The organism is Novosphingobium sp. BL-52-GroH (assembly GCF_044813085.1).
Classification (GTDB): domain Bacteria; phylum Pseudomonadota; class Alphaproteobacteria; order Sphingomonadales; family Sphingomonadaceae; genus Novosphingobium.
The window spans coordinates 1,236,843-1,255,283 of sequence record NZ_CP171152.1 but is presented as its reverse complement, the minus strand read 5'-3'; the positions used below and the strand labels follow the sequence as shown (position 1 = coordinate 1,255,283).

At 68.4% G+C, this 18,441-nt stretch carries 14 protein-coding genes; 4 read left to right on the top strand and 10 right to left on the bottom strand.

Translation table 11 applies throughout. The features are described 5' to 3' along the window. Window positions 1-217: 217 nt before the first annotated feature. The 3 genes from rplQ (at window position 218) to ACFFDA_RS18495 (ending at window position 3,660) form a co-directional block, all read left to right on the top strand. Window positions 218-640, top strand: coding sequence for a 50S ribosomal protein L17 (gene rplQ / locus ACFFDA_RS18505; protein ID WP_404482251.1), 423 nt, complete (start codon window positions 218-220; stop codon window positions 638-640). A gap of 181 nt (window positions 641-821) precedes the next feature. After that, the gene (locus ACFFDA_RS18500) at window positions 822-3,014 is read left to right on the top strand and encodes a prolyl oligopeptidase family protein (RefSeq protein WP_404482250.1); all 2,193 of its coding nucleotides are present in this window, start codon (window positions 822-824) and stop codon (window positions 3,012-3,014) included. Window positions 3,015-3,111: 97 nt separating this feature from the next. Beyond that, window positions 3,112-3,660 carry a hypothetical protein gene (locus tag ACFFDA_RS18495; RefSeq protein WP_404482249.1) on the top strand — a complete coding sequence of 183 codons (549 nt, stop codon included), beginning with the start codon at window positions 3,112-3,114 and terminating at the stop codon, window positions 3,658-3,660. Between the two features lie 61 nt (window positions 3,661-3,721). Here ACFFDA_RS18495 and ACFFDA_RS18490 read toward each other — a convergent pair whose 3' ends face one another. After that, entirely contained in the window at window positions 3,722-4,342 is a 621-nt protein-coding gene (locus tag ACFFDA_RS18490) for a trimeric intracellular cation channel family protein (RefSeq protein WP_404482248.1), read from the bottom strand. 139 nt (window positions 4,343-4,481) lie between these two features. On the opposite strand from ACFFDA_RS18490, the gene ACFFDA_RS18485 reads away from it, so the two are divergent. After that, window positions 4,482-6,209, top strand: coding sequence for a hypothetical protein (locus tag ACFFDA_RS18485; protein ID WP_404482247.1), 1,728 nt, complete (start codon window positions 4,482-4,484; stop codon window positions 6,207-6,209). A gap of 84 nt (window positions 6,210-6,293) precedes the next feature. Here ACFFDA_RS18485 and ACFFDA_RS18480 read toward each other — a convergent pair whose 3' ends face one another. From ACFFDA_RS18480 to ACFFDA_RS18440, 9 genes are all read right to left on the bottom strand, one after another. Then, a complete protein-coding gene (locus ACFFDA_RS18480) occupies window positions 6,294-7,256 on the bottom strand; it encodes a zinc-binding alcohol dehydrogenase family protein (RefSeq protein ID WP_404482246.1) in 963 nt (320 codons plus the stop codon). A 184-nt stretch (window positions 7,257-7,440) separates the two neighbouring features. After that, window positions 7,441-8,913, bottom strand: coding sequence for a DUF4403 family protein (locus ACFFDA_RS18475; RefSeq protein ID WP_404482245.1), 1,473 nt, complete (start codon window positions 8,911-8,913; stop codon window positions 7,441-7,443). Window positions 8,914-9,013: 100 nt separating this feature from the next. Next, entirely contained in the window at window positions 9,014-10,411 is a 1,398-nt protein-coding gene (gene lpdA, locus ACFFDA_RS18470) for a dihydrolipoyl dehydrogenase (protein WP_404482244.1), read from the bottom strand. 108 nt (window positions 10,412-10,519) lie between these two features. Continuing rightward, the gene (gene odhB / locus ACFFDA_RS18465) at window positions 10,520-11,749 is read right to left on the bottom strand and encodes a 2-oxoglutarate dehydrogenase complex dihydrolipoyllysine-residue succinyltransferase (RefSeq protein ID WP_404482243.1); all 1,230 of its coding nucleotides are present in this window, start codon (window positions 11,747-11,749) and stop codon (window positions 10,520-10,522) included. 8 nt (window positions 11,750-11,757) lie between these two features. Continuing rightward, window positions 11,758-14,607 (bottom strand): 2-oxoglutarate dehydrogenase E1 component, encoded by a 2,850-nt coding sequence (locus tag ACFFDA_RS18460; protein WP_404482242.1) that lies wholly within the window; start codon window positions 14,605-14,607, stop codon window positions 11,758-11,760. Between the two features lie 194 nt (window positions 14,608-14,801). Then, complete coding sequence (gene sucD / locus ACFFDA_RS18455) at window positions 14,802-15,692, bottom strand: succinate--CoA ligase subunit alpha (RefSeq protein WP_404476770.1); 891 nt, start codon at window positions 15,690-15,692, stop codon at window positions 14,802-14,804. A 23-nt stretch (window positions 15,693-15,715) separates the two neighbouring features. After that, window positions 15,716-16,402, bottom strand: coding sequence for a hypothetical protein (locus tag ACFFDA_RS18450; RefSeq protein WP_404482241.1), 687 nt, complete (start codon window positions 16,400-16,402; stop codon window positions 15,716-15,718). A gap of 92 nt (window positions 16,403-16,494) precedes the next feature. Then, a complete protein-coding gene (mdh, locus tag ACFFDA_RS18445) occupies window positions 16,495-17,457 on the bottom strand; it encodes a malate dehydrogenase (RefSeq protein ID WP_404482240.1) in 963 nt (320 codons plus the stop codon). A 462-nt stretch (window positions 17,458-17,919) separates the two neighbouring features. Then, window positions 17,920-18,270 (bottom strand): hypothetical protein, encoded by a 351-nt coding sequence (locus tag ACFFDA_RS18440; RefSeq protein ID WP_404482239.1) that lies wholly within the window; start codon window positions 18,268-18,270, stop codon window positions 17,920-17,922. Window positions 18,271-18,441 lie beyond the last annotated feature (171 nt).

Genomic DNA, 18,441 nt, shown 5'->3' with positions numbered 1-18,441 from the left:
CGGGGCCTTTTTCTTTTCGTCATCCTGGCCTGCGCCGAGGTGACGGTGAGGGGAGCCGGGAACGGGGAGGACGGGATGCGCTCCCCCCTTGACTCTCGTCCCCAAATCGTCTTGAGCGCCCGCTTCACGAACTGTGAGCTGGCATTGGGCGGTGGCCGAACCACATCGCCCGGCAGGCAGTACCTTGAACGGCTGCCTGACGAACGGAGTAGAAATTATGCGTCATAAAATGGGTGGCCGCAAGCTGCAGCGCAAGTCCGGCCACCGCGCCGCTCTCATGCGCAACATGGCTGCCGCGCTTATCAAGCACGAGCAGATCAAGACCACGACGCCGAAGGCCAAGGAACTGCGCCCCTACATCGAGAAGCTGATCACGCTCGCCAAGAAGGGCGGTCTTTCGAACCGTCGCCTGGCGCACGCGCGCATTCTCGACGAGACGCAGGAAAAGAAGCTGTTCGAAGTCCTGGCCGAGCGCTTCGCCGGTCGCGAGGGTGGCTACACCCGCATCATCAAGGCCGGCATCCGCGCTTCGGACGCCGCCCCGATCGCGATCATCGAGCTGGTCGACCGCGACGTCGACGCCAAGGGCCAGGATTCGGGTCCGGTCAACGCCGAGACCGAGGAATACGCCGAGGCCTGAGCCTTCGCGTCCCTTCCGGGATCACACGAGCGGTCGCGAACTTGGGTTCGCGGCCGCTTTTGCGTTGGGGCAGGCGGCGGGCGTTTCGAGGCGGCACGCAGCATGAGGCGCCGGCTCTTTTCCCCGTCCCCACATGTGCTAGAACCGGGCCAACGCCATGCAGGGTCGAGAGGATAAGCACATGCATCGCCTGCGGGCGCTGATCGGGGGCTTGCTGCTTTGCGCGGGCGCGCCCATCTGTGCAGGACCCATGTCCGACATAACCTATCCCCAGACCCGCCGCGATCCGCTCGTCGAAACCCTGTTCGGCGAGGATATCGCCGACCCCTACCGCTGGCTCGAGGCCGACGTGCGCCACGCGCCCGACGTCGCCGACTGGGTCGGGCGAGAGAACGCGGTCACCGAGGCCTACCTTGCCGGGCTCCCCCAGCGCGAGCGTTTCGAGCAGCGCATCCGCGCCTTCATGGACTACGAGCGCTTCGGCCTGCCGATGAAGGCGGGCGGGCGTTACTTCTACACCCGCAATTCGGGCCTGCAGAACCAGGCCCAGCTCTTCGTGCGCAAGGGCCTCAACGGCGAACCGCGCCTGCTGCTCGACCCCAATGCCTGGGCCGCCGACGGTGCGACCGCGCTCGACGCCTGGGAGCCGTCGCAGAAAGGCAGCTACCTGCTCTACAGCGTGCAGGACGGCGGCAGCGACTGGCGCATCCTGCGCGTCCTCGACGTGAAGACGGGCGAGCCGCTGGCCGACCAGATCCGCTGGGCCAAGTTCACCGGCCTCGCCTGGGTGGGAGAGGAGGGCTTCCTCTACTCGCGCTTCCCGGCCCCCGAGGAGGGCGCCGCGTTCCAGGGTCGCAACTACGACCAGGCGGTGTACTTCCACCGCATCGGCACCCCGCAGGACCAGGACGAGCTGGTCTATGCCACCCCCGACCATCCCGACTACGGCCACGTCGCCGAAGTCACGCAGGACGGCGGGCTCGCGCTCATCACCAGCCACGTCGGCACCGACGCGCGCTACGAGGTGCGGGTGGTCGACCTGTCGCGCCGCAAGCGCGATGGCTGGAAGGCGATGCCGCTGGTCACCGGCTTCACCGACGACTGGAAGCTGGTCGAGGGCGCCGGCCGCCGCCTGTGGTACGTCACCAACTGGAACGCGCCGCGCTATCGCCTCGTCGCGATCGACCTCGACGCCGCGAAACCGGAATGGACCCAGCTCGTGGGCGAGCGCGACGACATCCTCGAGCGCGCCGGCATCGTCGGCGACCGCCTGATCCTCAACTACATGCGCGATGCCGCCAGCCATGCCGAGATCCTCGCGCTCGACGGCAGCACCGGGCGCACCCTGACGCTCAACGGCATCGGCACCGCGTCCGGCTTTCGCGGCCGTCCGGGCGATCCCGAGACGTTCTACGCCTTCACCAGCTTCAACTGCCCCGCCTCGATCTATCGCATGGACCTGGCGACCGGCGCGAGCGTGCCCTTCGCCCAGCCCAAGATGTGCTACGATCCGGGCGCCTACGTCGTCGACCAGCGCTTCTACACGTCGAAGGACGGCACCCGGGTGCCGATGTTCATCGTGCGCAGCAAGGCGGTGGCCAAGGCGAACCTGCCGGTCCCGACGCTGCTCTACGGCTACGGCGGCTTCGACGTATCGCTGACGCCGGGCTTTTCCTCGATCCGCATGGCGTGGCTGGAGGCGGGCGGCGCCTTCGCGCTCGCCAACTTGCGCGGCGGCGGCGAGTACGGGCGCGAATGGCACGACGCCGGGCGCGGGGCGAACAAGCAGAACGTGTTCGACGACTTCATCGCCGCGGGCGAATACCTGGTGAAGGAAGGCATCGCCAAGAAGGACGGCCTCGCCATCCAGGGCGGGTCCAACGGCGGCCTGCTGGTGGGTGCGGTGGTCAACCAGCGGCCGGACCTGTTCGCCGCGGCGGTCGCGCAAGTGGGCGTCATGGACATGCTGCGCTTCGACCGCTTCACCGCGGGCCGCTACTGGGTGGACGATTACGGCCACCCCGACCGCGAGGCCGACTTCAAGGTGCTGCGCGCCTATTCGCCCTATCACAACATCCGCGAGGGTGCCGCCTACCCGGCGATCCTGGTCACCACCGCCGACACCGACGACCGCGTGGTGCCCGGCCACTCGTTCAAGTACGCGGCCGCGCTCCAGCACGCGGACCTGGGCGGCAAGCCGCACCTCATCCGCATCGAGACGCGCGCCGGCCATGGCTCGGGCAAGCCGACCGACAAGGCGATCGAGGAGGGGGCGGACATCCTCGCCTTCCTGGCGCAATGGACCGGGCTGCAACTGCCGGCGGAGACGACGATCGCGCATTCGGACACGCACGCCGCCGCCGTCACTCCCTGAGCGGCGGGGCGGTTCAGCCATGCGACAGTATGCGGCGCGTATTTCCGGAACATCAGGCGGCGCGAACCGTGCGCGCCGGGACTTGGACATTTCACCGATGCAGATTTTCCGTTCGCGTACCGCCGCCACGCTCGCCGCGCTTGCCGTGGTTTCGATGACTGCGACGCCGGTGCTGGCGCGCGGCTATGACGGTTGGGGGCGCCACCGCCACCACCGGGGCGACGGCATCGACGGCGGCAGCCTGCTCGCGGGCCTGCTGGTGGGCGGCGCGGCAGTCGCGATCGCCACGTCGGCCAACAAGAAGTCCTCGGATACCCGCGACGACGAGCCGGCACCCTACCGCTATCCCGGCGGCCCGGAAGCGGGCGACCAGGGCTACGGCGAAGCGCCGGCGGACGGCGGGGACTACGGTTCGCGCGAAGGCGCGGTGGGCGCCTCGGCAGGCAGCTTCGACGGCGCCGTGGACGCCTGCTCGGCCGAACTGGAGCGCGGCGACAAGCGGGTCGATTCGGTCGACAACGTGCGCCGCATGGGCGACCGCTACTCGGTCGAGGGCCGGCTCCAGGGCGGCAGCCCCTACGCCTGCAGCGTCGACGAGACCGGCCACATCCGCTCGGTCGCGGTGGACGGCCACGCCATGATCTAGCGTTTGTCCCGTGCAGGCGGGCGCGAGCCGCTTCCGCTCCAAGCGGACGGACTCCAAAGCCTCAGCCGTCGCCCCTGTGCGTCGGCAGGCCCAGCGACCAGTGGATCGCCGCACCGCGCAGCGCGAAGCCGCCGGCCACCGCCAATGCCCAGGTCAGTGCGGGCGACAGCCCCAGGGCAATGCCCGCTCCGGCCAGGCCCGCCGCCAGCGCCGCCGCCGTCACGTACAGTTCCGGGCGCATCAGGATCGAGGGCTGGCCGGCCAGCACGTCGCGGATGATGCCGCCGGTGCAGCCCGTCACCACCCCCATCAGCATCGCCGGCACCGGCGGCACGCCCCACGACAGCGCCTTGATCGTGCCGAACACCGAATAGACCGCCAGCCCCAGCGCGTCCGCCCATTCGAGCAGCGCCCCCTGCCACCAGCGCACCGGGGTGAACCACGCCACCAGCGCGACGGCGAGGCAGACCGGCGCCACGAACGGGTCGTGCACCCAGAACACCGGCGCCCCGATCAGCAGGTCGCGCAAGGACCCTCCGCCTACGCCGGTGATGAGCGCGAAGAAGGCGACGGTCACGAACGTCTGGCGCATCGAGGCGGCGGCCAGCGCGCCCGAGAGCGCGAAGACGGCGACGCCCACGAGGTCGAGCGCAGGGGGCAGGGCGGGGGCGATCGGGTTCATGGCGTTCTCTAGCACGCGCCACGAGCCGCCCCAATCCTTGCCTTCGCACCGCGATGGGGAGGAGCCGTGAACCGCCCTTGCGCCTTGCGCCCATCCCTCTACGCTGGCGCCAAGACCCCCCTTGCGACGGATCACCCCCATGACCTCCTTCAAGCACCTTTCCCCCGCCGTGCTGCTGCTGGCCAGTCCGGCCTGTGCCGCCGCCCAGCCCGGCACGGTGGTCCAGCCCGGCACGGTGGTCCAGGCCGGCACGGTGGCCCAGCCCGGCACGGAGGTTTCGCAAGCCGAACCCGCCTACGACCTCGCCGCCCAGAAGGACAAGCTGGCGACGATCCCGATGGAGGTCGACACGGCCTTCCTCACTCCCGAGGAGCGGGACGTCGTCAACCTGCTCATCAAGGCCTCGGACCTGATGAGCGAGGTCTACTTGCGCCAGCGCTACGCCGAGAACCCGCAGGTCCGGCGCGCGGTCTCGATGAACCGCCGCGCCGACCGCGACCTGCTGGTGGAGATGTTCGCGCGCAACTTCGGGCCGTGGGACGAGATGGCCGACCTGCACCCGTTCTGGGGCACGGCGCAGATGCCCGAGGGCGCCGGCTTCTATCCCGAGGACCTGACCCGCGCGCAGCTCGAAGCCTACGTCGCCGCCCATCCCGACCGGAAGGCGGCCTTGCTGAGCCCCTACACCGTGGTCCGGCGCGAGGGCGACGGGCTGGTGGCGGTGCCTTATTCGGTCGCCTACCGCGAATGGCTGGAGCCGGCCGCGAAGCTGCTCGAACAGGCCGCCGCGCGCACCGGCAATGCCAGCCTCAAGAACTTCCTGACCCTTCGCGCCAAGGCCTTCCGCACCGACGACTACTACGAGAGCGAACTGGCCTGGATGGACCTGACCGGCACCCCGATCGAGGTCGCGATCGGGCCCTACGAGGTCTATACCGACCGGCTGATGGGCGCCAAGACCTCGTTCGAGAGCTTCGTGACGCTCAAGGACCCGCAAGCCTCGGCGGCGCTGGCCAAGTACAAGAAGTACCTCAAGGACATGGAAGCGAACCTCCCGATCGAGGATCGCTACAAGAACTTCCAGCGCGGTTTCGAAAGCCCGATCGCGGTGGCCGAGCAAGTGCGCGGCGGCGGCGACAACGTGCCGGGATCGCAGACCATCGCCTTCAACCTGCCCAACGACGAGCGCGTGCGCGAGGCCAAGGGTGCCAAGAAGGTGATCCTCTCCAACGTGCTGGGCGCCAAGTTCGACCGCATCCTGCAGCCGATGGCGGCGCTGGTCCTCAAGCCCGGACAGGCGGCCCTCGTGGCCAAGGACTACATGCAGTACGAGACCCTGTTCCACGAGCTGTCGCACAGCCTCGGGCCGGGCTCGATCGTCGTGAACGGCGAGAAGACCACCGTGGACAAGGCGCTCAAGGAGCAGAACTCGGCACTCGAGGAAGCCAAGGCCGACGTCGCCGGGGTCTGGAACATCCTGCTGATGATGCAGAAGGGCGAACTGCCCGTGGCCGAGCGCCCGCAGCTTTTCGCGACTTACTTCACGGGCATCTTCCGCGCCGTTCGCTTCGGCGCGGTGGAGGCGCACGGCCAGGGCGCGGCGCTGCAATACGCCTACCTGCGCGCGCAGGGCGCCTTCGCCTACGATCGGGCGGCGAAGCGCTACGTGGTGGACGACGCCAGGATGGAGGCGGGGCTCAAGGCGCTGCTCCACGATATCCTGATGCTGCAGGCCAACGGCGACTACGCGGGCACCAAGGCGTTCATGGCCAAGTGGGCGAAGCTGGACGCCGAGGCCAACGCCGCCATCGCGGCGATGGGCACGCTGCCGGTGGACGTGCGGCCGGTCTACCCCGAAGCGATCTGAACAAGCCCCGTTTTGCCAGGCGCCATCGTCCCGGGCTCGACCCGGGACGACGTGACGGCGTCCCGGGCTCGACCCGGGACGACGTCACGGCCGCATCACCACCCGGCCGAACGGATGCGCCTGCGCCACGAAGCGATGCGCTTCCACCGCCTCCGCCAGCGGGAACCCGCGCTCGATCGGCATGGCGAGTTGCCCTGTGTGGACCCGCGCCAGCAGGTCGGCCAGCAGGGCGTGGACACGAGGGGTGTGCATGTCGCGCCCGAACGAGATGCCGGTCACCTGCATCGCCTTGCGGATCATCTCGAAGAACCCGAAGCTGGGGAGCGTGCCTTCGGCCGCGCCGATCACCGCATAGCGCCCGTGGGCGCGCAGCGCCTCGACCAGCGCGTCCTTCCCCGCACCGCCCGCGAGGTCGAGCACGAGGTCGACGCCCTTGCCCCCGGTGATCTGGCGGCAGCGCGCGGCGATGTCCTCGCGCCGGTAGTCGATGCCGTGGGTCAGGCCGAGCGGTGCGATGCGGGCCAGGCGTTCGGGGCTCGAGGCGGTGCCGATCACGCTGGCGCCGGCCTGCGCCGCCAGTTGCACCGCCGCGAGGCCCACGCCTCCGGCCGCGCCCTGGACCAGCACGGTCTCGCCCGCCTGCAGCCCGCCATAGGTGAACAGCGCGTCCCACGCGGTGCCGAAGGCGATCGGCACGACGGCGGCGAGTGCGAGGTCCATGCCCTCGGGCACCGGGTAGGCGTACGTCTCGGGCACGGCGAACAGCTCGGCGTGGCTGCCGCTCCAGTTGAAGCCGACGACCCGGTCGCCCTCCCGGAACCGCGTCACTTGCGCACCTACCGCCGCGACGGTGCCGGCGGCCTGGTAGCCGGGCACGTGCGGCACCCGTGCGGGCGGGGTGTGGATGCGGTTGAGCAGGTCGCCGCCCTCGATCGAGATCACCTCGACGCGGATCAGGACGGTCAGGGGGCCTACCTCGGGATCCGGCAGCGTCCCGTGGCGCATGACCTCCGGGCCGCCGTTTTCCTCGTACCAGACTGCCTGCATCGTTCTCTCCGGGATTCGCGGCCGATCCGGCCATCGACCGCTCGTGCCAGTTGCACCGGGGCACGCGCATCTGGCCAATGGGCCAGCTTGAGGCACGACCTCGCGATCGGCCGATGCGACGCCCGCCTTCATGCTAGAGCGCGGGCGGCCTTGCCCGCGGCCCCGGGGCAAGCCCGGGACGACGTCAGCGTTCCAGCGTGATCGAGGCGGTGCCGTCCGCCCACACCGGCAGGTACAGCCCTTGCCCGGAAGCCTTGATCCGGCCGGTGCGGGTGCGGGTGACTTCGGCATTGATGCGCAGGTCGCCTTCACGCTTGTCCTCGATGGCGCGGTCGATCTTGGCCAGCAGCTTGGCGTAGTCGTTCTCGAAGTTCTGGCCGAGCGCGCGGGCGATTGTGGCGGCCATGCCCGGCGTGTTGGCAAGGCGCAGGATGAGGTCGCCCCCGCGCATGTCGGTGGTGCCGCTGACCGCGAACTGGTCGAAGCCGACGCGGCGCGAATCGTCCTGGTTGACGGGCAGGCCGGTCATCCACACGGTGCCTTTGGTCGGCCCGACGCGGCGGGCGGCATCCCGTGCGGTGAACTCGACGCCGACGGCGATGCGCCCGCCACGCGTGCCGTAGATCGTCGCCTTGCGGAATTCGGCCATGACCGGGCCGACGCCGGGCACCTCGAACGGGCGGGCCGAACGCTTGCGCAGCGCCTTCATCAGCACCGGCTCCAGTTCGCGGTAGTCGGCGACGACGGGGATGAAGAAGGCGAGGCGGCCGGCCTCGGTCGCCAGCGGGCGGAGCGGCGGCAGGGGCGTGGGGGTGGGATCGGCGGGGCGCTTGCCCACGAACGTCTCGGTCACCGCCTTGACGCCGAGGCGCAGCACCAGCCGCTTGCCGTCGAGTTCGTATCCGCCGTACTGCACTTCGGTGGGCCTGACGCGCATCCACACCGGCGGGTTTTCGCGGTTGAGCGCAAGCGTGGTGAAGGCGGAGTCCCACGCGCGCTCGACCTCACGGCGGACCTGCAGTCTGCCGAGCTGGCCCGGCAGCTCGCGTTCGAGCCGCGCGATCACCGGCGCCAGCTTGCGCTCGGCCTGCTCGGTGAAATCGACGCGCTGGCCGAGGAACGCCATGTGCGGGGTGTCGGTCCAGTCGTAGCGGATGCGCACGGTGCCGCGTGGGCTCCAGTCCTGCGCGAGGTCCACCCTGATGACGGCATGGGCCATCGCGTCGGCAGTCGCGGTCTCGCGCTTGAGCAGGCCGCCGATGTCCTCGGCACGCACGACTGCGTGGAGCGGCATGTCGAGCACGATCTCGCGGCCCCTGCCGGCAAAGCGCAGCGGCCCGCGCGTCACTTCGCCGACGATCCGGCACTTGAGCGCCGGTGTCTTCACCCGGGCGATTCCGAGGTCGACGCTTTTCGAGGGCACGCAGGTCTGCCCGGGCTTGTCGATGCTCCACAGGCGGCGGGGCATCTCGCGCTCCAGCGCGGCGGCAAGGTTGCCGAGGTCGGCGTGGACCGGGACGGTGATGAGCGAGGCCTGCGGATCGACCACGATCGCGTCATGGGCGCGCGGCGGGGCACTGTCGCCGCGATCGCGGTTGCAGGCGGACAGGGCAAGGAGGGGAGCGAGGTAGAGGAATGCAGCGCGGTGGAAGATCATGCGTGGAACGCCCCGTGGAACCCTGGTCGCGGAGAAAGCCGCGAGGGCGCACAGGGTTCCCCCCTCCACCACCGGCTGCAGGTGGCGGAGGGGGTAGACGTCAGATGTGGATCGGCTTGCCGGTAACCGCCATCGCCGCTTCCTTGATCGCCTCGGAATGCGTGGGATGCGCGTGGCAGGTGTAGGCGATGTCCTCGGAGGTGGCGCCGAATTCCATCGCCTGCGCGGCCTGGGCGATCATGGTGCCGGCCACCGAGGCGATGCACCACACGCCGAGCACGCGGTCGGTCTCGGCATCGGCGATGACCTTCACGAAGCCGTCGGGCTCGTGGTTGGTCTTGGCGCGCGAGTTGGCGAGCATCGGGAACTTGCCGACCTTGACGGGCCCACGTTCCTTGGCGGCTTCCTCGGTGAGGCCGACGCCGGCGAACTCGGGCTGGGTGTAGACGACGCCGGGGATGACGTCGTGGTTCACGATGCCGGTGAGCCCGGCGATGTTCTCGGCCACGGCGATGCCCTCGTCCTCGGCCTTGTGGGCGAGCATCGGGCCGGGGATGACGTCGCCGATGGCCCAGACGCCGTCCACCTTGGTCGCGAAGTCGTGGTCGGTCTCGATCTGCGCGCGGCCGTTCAGCTCGATGCCGATGTTGCCGAGGCCCAGGCCTTCGGTGTTGGGACGGCGGCCGATCGAGACGAGCACGACGTCGGCCTCGATCACTTCGGCGTCACCGCCCTTGGCGGGCTCGACGGTGACCTTGGCGCTCTTGCCTTCCACGGTCACGCCGGTGACCTTGGTGCCGAGCTTGAGCGTCATGCCCTGCTTCTTGAAGATCTTGGCGGCTTCCTTGCGGACGTCGCCGTCCATGCCGGGGAGCAGCTGGTCGAGGAACTCGACCACGATGACTTCCGCGCCGAGGCGGCGCCAGACCGAGCCCAGCTCCAGGCCGATCACGCCGCCGCCGATGACGACCATCTTCTTGGGGACCGAGGTGAGTTCGAGGGCGCCGGTGCTGTCGACGACCACGCCGCCGGCATTGTCGATCTCGACGCCGGGGAGCGGGGTGACCGAGGAGCCGGTGGCGATGACGATGTTCTTCGCGGTCACGGTCTTGCCGGCCACTTCGACGCTGTGCGCATCCTTGAACTGGGCATAGCCCTTGAGCCAGTCGATCTTGTTCTTCTTGAACAGGAACTCGATGCCGCCGGTCAGGCCCTTCACCGCGTCGAGGCGCTGCGCCTGCATGGTGCCCAGGTCCAGCTCCGGGGTGACCTTGATGCCCATCGCCGCCATGGCGCCGTTCTTCGCCGCGTCGAAGTATTCCGACGCGTGGAGCAGGGCCTTGGAGGGGATGCAGCCGACGTTGAGGCACGTGCCGCCCAGCGTCTCGCGCCCTTCGGCACAGGCGGTCTTGAGGCCCAGCTGCGCGGCGCGGATCGCCGCGACGTAACCGCCGGGGCCGGCACCGATGACAAGGACGTCGTAGTCGTAATCAGCCATTGTAGGCCTCCTCACGCTCGTGCTTCGCACCACACGAGCGGTAATAATCGTTTCAGCGCAAGCGAAAACCCCGCCCTACCTGTGTTCGGGGCGGGCGGGGTCAGTATCTCAGAGGTCGATCAGGAGCCTGGTGGGGTCTTCGATCGCTTCCTTGATGGTCTTGAGCGCGGTGACCGCCTCGCGGCCGTCGATGATGCGGTGGTCGTAGGAGAGGGCGATGTACATCATCGGGCGGATGACGATCTCGCCGTCGCGCACCACGGCGCGGTCCTCGATGCGGTGGAGGCCCAGCACCGCCGACTGCGGCGGATTGATGATCGGGGTCGACATCAGACCGCCGAACACGCCGCCGTTGGAGATCGTGAAGGTGCCGCCCTTCATGTCTTCCATGGTCAGCTTGCCTTCCTTGGCCTTCTTGCCGAAGTCCGCGATGGCCTTCTCGATGCCGGCGAAGCCGAGCTTGTCGCAGTCCTTGACGACCGGGACGACAAGGCCGTTCGGGGCCGAGACCGCGATCGAGATGTCGACGTAGTCGTGGTAGACGATCTCGTCGCCGTCCATCTGCGCGTTGACCGCCGGGATGTCCTTGAGCGCCAGGACCGAGGCCTTGGCGAAGAACGACATGAAGCCCAGCTTGATGCCGTGCTTCTTCTGGAACACGTCCTTGTACTTCTCGCGCGCCTCGATGACGGCCGACATGTCGACGTCGTTGAAGGTGGTGAGCAGCGCGGCGGTTTCCTGCGCGGACTTGAGGCGCTTGGCGATCGTCTGGCGCAGGCGCGTCATCTTCACCCGCTCTTCGTTGCGCGCCGAGGCGGGCACCGAAGCGGGCGCTGCCGCCGCGGGGGCGGAGGCGGGCTTGTTCTTGGCCGCTTCGAGGACGTCGTCCTTGGTGATGCGGCCGTCCTTGCCGGTGCCCTTGATCGACGCGGGGTCGATGCCGTGCTCCAGGATCGCGCGGCGCACGGCCGGCGAGAGGACCGAGGCGCCGGCCGAGGCTTCTTCCGATGCCGGGGCGGCAGCGGCGGGAGCCGGGGCAGGGGCCGCGGCGGGGGCAGCAGCAGGCGCGGCGGCCGGCTTGGCGGCGGCAGGCGCGCCCGAGCCCGCCTCTATGGTGGCGATCAGCGCGCCGACGACGACGGTGTCGCCTTCCTTGGCGAGCTGCTGGCCCATGACGCCGGCGTGCGGCGACATGACGTCGATGGCGACCTTGTCGGTCTCGAGGCTGGCAATGGGCTCGTCGGCCGCGACGGCTTCGCCGGGCTGCTTGAGCCACTGGCCGATGGTGGCCTCGGCGACGGATTCGCCCAGCGTGGGGACCTTGACTTCAGTGGACATGATTTATCTCAAGCCTTCTGCTTGCGACGGAGTTCGGAACGGACGGAAAGATGCAGCGCGTCGGCGACCAGCGCCGCCTGTTCGGCGGTGTGGCGCTTGGCGAGGCCGGTAGCAGGCGATGCCGAGGCCGAGCGGCCGGCATAGCGCGGACGCGGGGCCGAGACGCCCGCTTCCTTGGCGGAGGCTTCGATGAAGGGCTCGACGAAGAACCAGGAACCGTTGTTCTTCGGCTCCTCCTGGCACCAGACGATCTCCTCCAGGTTCGGCATCTTCGACAGACGCTTGGCCAGCGGCTCGCCCGGGAAGGGGTAGAGCTGTTCGAGGCGGATGATCTGGGTGTCGGTGATCTCGGCGGCGTCGCGCGCTTCGAGCAGGTCGTAGAAGACCTTGCCCGAGCACAGGATGACCTTCTTCGTCGCCTCGTCGGCCGACCCGTTGCGGTCGGAGAGGATGCGCTTGAAGTCGCCTTCGAGGAACTCGGCGGCCGAGGACTTCGCCAGCGGATGGCGCAGCAGCGACTTGGGAGTCATGATGACCAGCGGCTTGCGGAACGGACGGCGCATCTGCCGGCGCAGGACGTGGAAGTAGTTCGCCGGGCTGGTGATGTTGCAGACCTGGATGTTGTCCTGCGCGCAGAGCTGCAGGTAGCGTTCCAGGCGGGCCGAGGAGTGCTCGGGACCCTGGCCCTCGTAGCCGTGCGGCAGCAGCATGACGAGGCCGTTCGCGCGCAGCCACTTGGATTCGGCCGAGGCGACGTACTGGTCGATGATGATCTGCGCGCCGTTGGCGAAGTCGCCGAACTGCGCTTCCCACAGCACCAGGGTCTTGGGGTCGGCGCTGGCGTAGCCGTACTCGAAGCCGAGCACGCCATATTCCGAAAGCGTCGAATCCAGCACCTCGAAGCGGCCGTGCGGCAGCGTGGTCAGGGGCACGTACTTGTGCTCGTCGGTCTGGTCGGTCCAGACCGCGTGGCGCTGCGAGAACGTGCCGCGACCGCAATCCTGGCCGGACAGGCGCACGCCGTAGCCCTCGGTGACGAGGCTGCCGAAGGCGAGCGCCTCGGCAGTGGCCCAGTCGAAGCCCTCGCCGGTCTTGAACATCTCTTCCTTGGCGGCGAGCACGCGGGCCAGCGTCTTGTGGACGGTCAGGCCTTCGGGCACCGTCGTCAGCGTGCGGCCCAGGCTCTCGAACAGTTTGGGTTCGATGCGGGTGTCGACGTTGCGGCGCGCGGTCTCGGGATCGGCGGGCTTGTGGAAGCCGCTCCACTGGCCGGAGAACCAGTCGGCCTGGTTGGCCTTGTAGGTCTTGGCCGCCTCGAACTGCTCCTCGAGGTGGGCGGTGAAGGCCTCCTCGGTCTGGGGCAGGAAGCTGTCGTCGATCACGCCTTCGCCCTTGAGGCGGTCGGCGTAGATCTTCGACACCGGCGGGTGCTGGCGGATCTTGGCGTACATCAGCGGCTGCGTGAAGCCGGGCTCGTCGCCCTCGTTGTGGCCGAAGCGACGATAGCACCACATGTCGATCACGATGTCGCGGCCGAAGGTCTGGCGGTAATCGATCGCCAGCTTGCAGGCGAAGGTCACCGCGGCCGGATCGTCGCCGTTGACGTGCAGGATCGGCGCCTGGACACCCTTGGCGACGTCCGAGGGGTACGGCGAGTTGCGCGCGAACTGCGGGCTCGTCGTGAAGCCGATCTGGTTGTTGATGATGAAGTGGATGCAGCCGCCGGTGTTGTAGCCCTTGACGCCCGAGAGGCCGAAGCACTCCCAGATGACGCCCTGGCCGGCGAAGGCCGCGTCGCCGTGGATGAGCACGGGAAGGACCTGCTTGTGGCGCGCGTTCGGGCCGACGTCGTCGCCGATGTCGTCGGCGATCACCTGGTAGGCGCGGACCTTGCCGAGCACGACCGGGTCGACCGTCTCGAGGTGCGAGGGGTTGGGCATCAGGCTCATGTGGACCTTGATGCCGTCGAACTCGCGGTCGGCCGACGTGCCCAGGTGGTACTTCACGTCGCCCGAGCCGCCCACGTCCTCGGGATTGGCGGTGCCGCCCGAGAACTCGTGGAAGATGACCTTGTAGGGCTTGGCGAGGACGTTCGCGAGGACGTTCAGGCGGCCGCGGTGGGCCATGCCGTAGACGATCTCCTTGACGCCCAGCGAGCCGCCGTACTTGATGACGGCCTCGAGCGCGGGGATCATCGACTCGCCGCCGTCCAGGCCGAAGCGCTTGGTGCCGACGTACTTCTTGCCGAGGAACTTCTCGTACTGCTCGCCGCGCACGACGGCCGCGAGGATCGCCTTCTTGCCCTCGGGCGTGAACTCGATCTCCTTGTCGGCGCCTTCCATGCGATCCTGCAGGAACTTGCGCTCCTCGGTATCGGCGATGTGCATGTACTCGAGGCCGACCTTGCCGCAGTAGTTGGCGCGCAGGATCTGCACGATCTCGCGCACGGTCGCCCATTCGAGGCCGAGGGTGCCGCCGACATAGACCTTGCGGTCCTGCGCGGCGCCGACGAAGCCGTGGAATTCGGGAGTGAGGTCGGCGGGCAGCTTGCGCTGGTTGAGGCCGAGCGGGTCGAGGTTCGCCGCGAGGTGGCCGCGCACGCGATACGTGCGGATCAGCGTCATCGCGCGGAAGGCATCGGCCGCCGCTTCGTCTATGCGCGACTGGTCGACCTTGGCGCCGCCCTTGGCGGCTGCCTTGACGATCTCGGCCTTGAGGACCGTGGGGTCGAGGCCTTGCGTCCAGTCGTCCTCGGCGTCGCCGCCGACGAGGGGCCAGGTGCCGCGCTGCCAGCTCGGGCCGGCCTGGGGTTCACCGAGGCCCTCGTCGGGGGTGAATTCGAAACTCTCGTCGCCCATAGGAATCACCTATCACCACGCCGGACGGACTTGTCCCGGCGTTGTCCTGTGTTCGCGGAGCCGACGGTTCCCGGGGAGGAGGGGCCGAAAGTCCGCTTGGAGGATGCCGCGCCGCAGCCGTATGCCCGGCGCGCGTCATGGTAAGTGCCCGGCGGCGGCGGAGTTCCGAAGAACCACCGCCGCCGGGCCTTGAATCAGGCGAGTTCCTTGAGGACTTCCACAAGGGTTTCGCCGAGCAGCGAGGGCGAGGACGACACCTTGATGCCGGCTTCTTCCATCGCCGCGATCTTGTCCTCGGCGCCGCCCTGGCCGCCCGAGACGATCGCGCCGGCGTGGCCCATGCGGCGGCCCGGAGGCGCCGTGCGGCCGGCGATGAAGCCCGCCATGGGCTTCTTGCGGCCGCGCCTGGCTTCGTCCTTGAGGAACTGCGCCGCTTCTTCCTCGGCGCTGCCGCCGATCTCGCCGATCATGATGATCGACTTGGTCTCGTCGTCGGCCAGGAACAGTTCCAGCACGTCGATGAAGTTGGTGCCGTTGACCGGGTCGCCGCCGATGCCGACCGCGGTGGTCTGGCCCAGGCCTGCGTTGGTGGTCTGGAACACCGCTTCATAAGTCAGCGTGCCCGAGCGCGAGACGACGCCGACCGAACCCTTGGAGAAGATGTTCGCGGGCATGATGCCGATCTTGCACTCGCCCGGCGTCAGCAGGCCGGGGCAGTTCGGGCCGATCAGGCGCGACTTCGAACCCGAGAGGGCGCGCTTGACGCGGACCATGTCGAGCACCGGGATGCCTTCGGTGATCGTCACGATCAGCGGGATCTCGGCATCGATCGCTTCCAGGATCGAGTCGGCGGCGAACGGCGGCGGCACGTAGATCACCGAGGCGGTCGCGCCGGTGGCGTGCTTGGCTTCGGCGACGGTGTCGAACACCGGCAGGCCGATGTGGCTAGTGCCGCCCTTGCCGGGCGTCACGCCGCCGACCATCTGCGTGCCGTAGGCCAGCGCCTGCTCGGTGTGGAACGTCCCGGTCGCGCCGGTCATCCCTTGCGTGATGACCTTGGTATTCTTGTCAATGAGGATCGACATGTTTTTGTGGTCCTTCGAAGAATTTAATTGGTCTTGCCGACAGGCAGGAGCTGAAACGTCAAGTGAACGGTCTGCTCCGCCTTGTTAAGGCCGCTGACATCAGCCTTGATACGAACGATGCGCCCATTTTCGGCAGCTCGGGTCCAGGTGGCATAGCCGTACTTGGGTTTTTCAACCCTCTTGAGGGCTGTGAAGCCGGTAGCGGCATTCTGGATGGCGTCCAGCACGCCTGCCGAGGCGGTCAGCCCCGACACCCGCAGCGTGACGTTGCACTGGGGCGAAAAACTGTCCTCGGGATCGAAGGGATGAGTGATCACGATCTGGCCCGAGTAGGTCAGCGTCGTGCGGCCCTTTATCTCCGCACTGTTTTCGCCCAGCCACAGGCTCGAACGCCCGTAGCTGGAGTGCTCCTGCGCAAACTCGACCTCGGGGACCTGCCGCGAGCCGACCAGCGGCCGGGCTGCGCTATAGCCGGACAGCACGTAGTTCGCGGTAACGAATTCCGGGGCATGTTCGGCGCGGGCGGTGTGGTAGGCGGTGCGATCGAAATTGCTGGCTATGCACAGGTTCGCGAAAAGCGAACCGATCCGCTCGCTCGTCAGCGGTGCCGCCCGCAAGGCCTCGATCGGCTCCCTGGGCAAGTCACCCGAAGCGCCGACGATATATTCGGGCCTGCCGATCTCGTCGGATAGCAGGACGTAATCGCCCACTATCCGCTCAGCCGTCGCCGGCTGAGCCTGCGATGGAGCCACGGCGAAAGCCGCAACCCCGAACGCAGTCAGAAAAAGGCAGGCGCGATACTTCACGCCAGCGAGCCGTCGATGGCCTTGCAGGCCACCAGCAGTTCCTTCACTGCGTCGACCGAGACGCCAAGGTTCGCCTTGGCTTCGTCGTCCAGCTCGATCTCGACGATCTGCTCGATGCCGCCGGCACCGATCACCGCCGGCACGCCGACGTAGAGGCCGTCGACGCCGTACTGGCCGTCGACGTAGGCGGCGACGGGCAGGATGCGCTTCTGGTCGTTGAGGTAGGCTTCAGCCATGGCGATGCCCGAGGCGGCGGGAGCGTAGAACGCCGAGCCGGTCTTGAGCAGGCCGACGATCTCGCCGCCGCCCGAACGGGTGCGCTGGACGATCGCGTCGATCTTCTCCTGGGTGGTGCGGCCCATCTTGATGAGGTCCGGCACGCCGATGCCGTTGACGGTCGAGTAGCGCACGACCGGCACCATGGTGTCGCCGTGGCCGCCGAGCACGAAGGTGTTCACGTCGCGGATCGAGACGTCGAACTCCCAGGCGAGGAAGGTCGAGAAGCGCGCCGAATCGAGCACGCCGGCCATGCCGACGACCTTGTTGTGCGGGAGCCCCGAGAATTCGCGCAGCGCCCAGACCATCGCGTCGAGCGGGTTGGTGATGCAGATCACGAACGCGTCGGGCGCGTTGGCGGCGATGCCTTCGCCGACGGCCTTCATCACCTTGAGGTTGATGCCCAGCAGGTCGTCGCGGCTCATGCCGGGCTTGCGGGCGACACCGGCGGTGACGATGATGACGTCGGCGCCGGCGATGTCGGCGTAGTCGTTGGTGCCGGTGATGCTGGCATCGAAGCCTTCGACCGGGCCGCACTGCGACAGGTCGAGCGCCTTGCCCTGGGGCAGACCCTCGGCAACGTCGAACAGGACGATGTCGCCCAGTTCCTTTTGCGCGGCGAGGTGGGCGAGCGTGCCGCCGATGTTGCCTGCGCCGATGAGGGCAATCTTCTTACGAGCCATGATCCGTGCGTGTCCTTCCCGTGGCGGGATTTTACCGGACTTCAAGGCGGCCTGCTTTCAATCCCGCAGAAGGCAGGCGCCGGGTTTGCGGAGCCGGCCCTACGCCCCTGCGTACCACATTGCAACCGCCAAACGGCAAGCCGAAGGCTCCTGACGGCACTTTTAAGTGATAATAGTTCGCAATTGCAATAGGTGCAGCAATTGGCGGAAATCAGGCGCTTCGTACATGTTCCAGCAAGGTTGTGCGGGTTTCGCCCCACCCGGAAGGGATGGTGTCGGGCATCGGGCAGGCTCGGGCAACCCCCGTCGTGCCCGACTCGTCGAAGGGCGGATAGGGGGAGCCCGATCCGCACGCGGGAAGGGCCGTTCTTCCGTGGACCCGTCACCCCGGGCTCGGTCCATGGGCCCCGAGCCCGCGGCCGGCCACCCACCTGAGTGGGGGGCGGGGAGGAAGGCGCCGCGTCAGGCCTGCAGGCGGCGCGCGGTGGCGTCGGCCATGCGGCGGTCGAGGCGGCGGCAGATCTCGAGCCAGCGCGCGCTCGCCAGGGTATCGCCCGAGGCGTGGGCGGCCTCGGCCTCGGCGCGGGCGCGAGTGGCGGCGGACAGGCCATGGCGCGCGAAGTGCATCAGCGCGGCGGCGAGGGCGGTGTCGTCCTCCGCATCCGGCGCGTCCTGCGCATCGGACACGGAGCGCAGGAGGGGGCGGGCATGCGGGTGGTTGTCGTTGACCGCGCCCAGGGGAGCGCTCAGGCACAGCGATCGCGCAATGGCCGGAGTAGTCCCGCCCCAGGCGGCGGCAAAACGGATGGTCATGGAGCGGTTGGCCTCTTGTTGCGTGGTCGTGCTTGCGCCTTTCCTAGCCGAAGAGGCGCTAAGCCATCATGAGGGGACTTGGTTTCCCAAATCTTGACCAAAGGCCCTAGGGACATTCCCCGGTACAACCTTTTGCAATCGATTGATTATCGATTGGGGGCTCGGAGTCTG

Excerpts from the sequence above, each read along its gene's own strand:
- rplQ (WP_404482251.1), top strand. The coding sequence starts at position 218 with ATGCGTCATAAAATGGGTGGCCGCAAGCTGCAGCGCAAGTCCGGCCAC.
- ACFFDA_RS18500 (WP_404482250.1), top strand. The coding sequence starts at position 822 with ATGCATCGCCTGCGGGCGCTGATCGGGGGCTTGCTGCTTTGCGCGGGC.
- ACFFDA_RS18495 (WP_404482249.1), top strand. The coding sequence starts at position 3,112 with ATGCAGATTTTCCGTTCGCGTACCGCCGCCACGCTCGCCGCGCTTGCC.
- ACFFDA_RS18490 (WP_404482248.1), bottom strand. The coding sequence starts at position 4,342 with ATGAACCCGATCGCCCCCGCCCTGCCCCCTGCGCTCGACCTCGTGGGC.
- ACFFDA_RS18485 (WP_404482247.1), top strand. The coding sequence starts at position 4,482 with ATGACCTCCTTCAAGCACCTTTCCCCCGCCGTGCTGCTGCTGGCCAGT.
- ACFFDA_RS18480 (WP_404482246.1), bottom strand. The coding sequence starts at position 7,256 with ATGCAGGCAGTCTGGTACGAGGAAAACGGCGGCCCGGAGGTCATGCGC.
- ACFFDA_RS18475 (WP_404482245.1), bottom strand. The coding sequence starts at position 8,913 with ATGATCTTCCACCGCGCTGCATTCCTCTACCTCGCTCCCCTCCTTGCC.
- lpdA (WP_404482244.1), bottom strand. The coding sequence starts at position 10,411 with ATGGCTGATTACGACTACGACGTCCTTGTCATCGGTGCCGGCCCCGGC.
- odhB (WP_404482243.1), bottom strand. The coding sequence starts at position 11,749 with ATGTCCACTGAAGTCAAGGTCCCCACGCTGGGCGAATCCGTCGCCGAG.
- ACFFDA_RS18460 (WP_404482242.1), bottom strand. The coding sequence starts at position 14,607 with ATGGGCGACGAGAGTTTCGAATTCACCCCCGACGAGGGCCTCGGTGAA.
- sucD (WP_404476770.1), bottom strand. The coding sequence starts at position 15,692 with ATGTCGATCCTCATTGACAAGAATACCAAGGTCATCACGCAAGGGATG.
- mdh (WP_404482240.1), bottom strand. The coding sequence starts at position 17,457 with ATGGCTCGTAAGAAGATTGCCCTCATCGGCGCAGGCAACATCGGCGGC.
- ACFFDA_RS18440 (WP_404482239.1), bottom strand. The coding sequence starts at position 18,270 with ATGACCATCCGTTTTGCCGCCGCCTGGGGCGGGACTACTCCGGCCATT.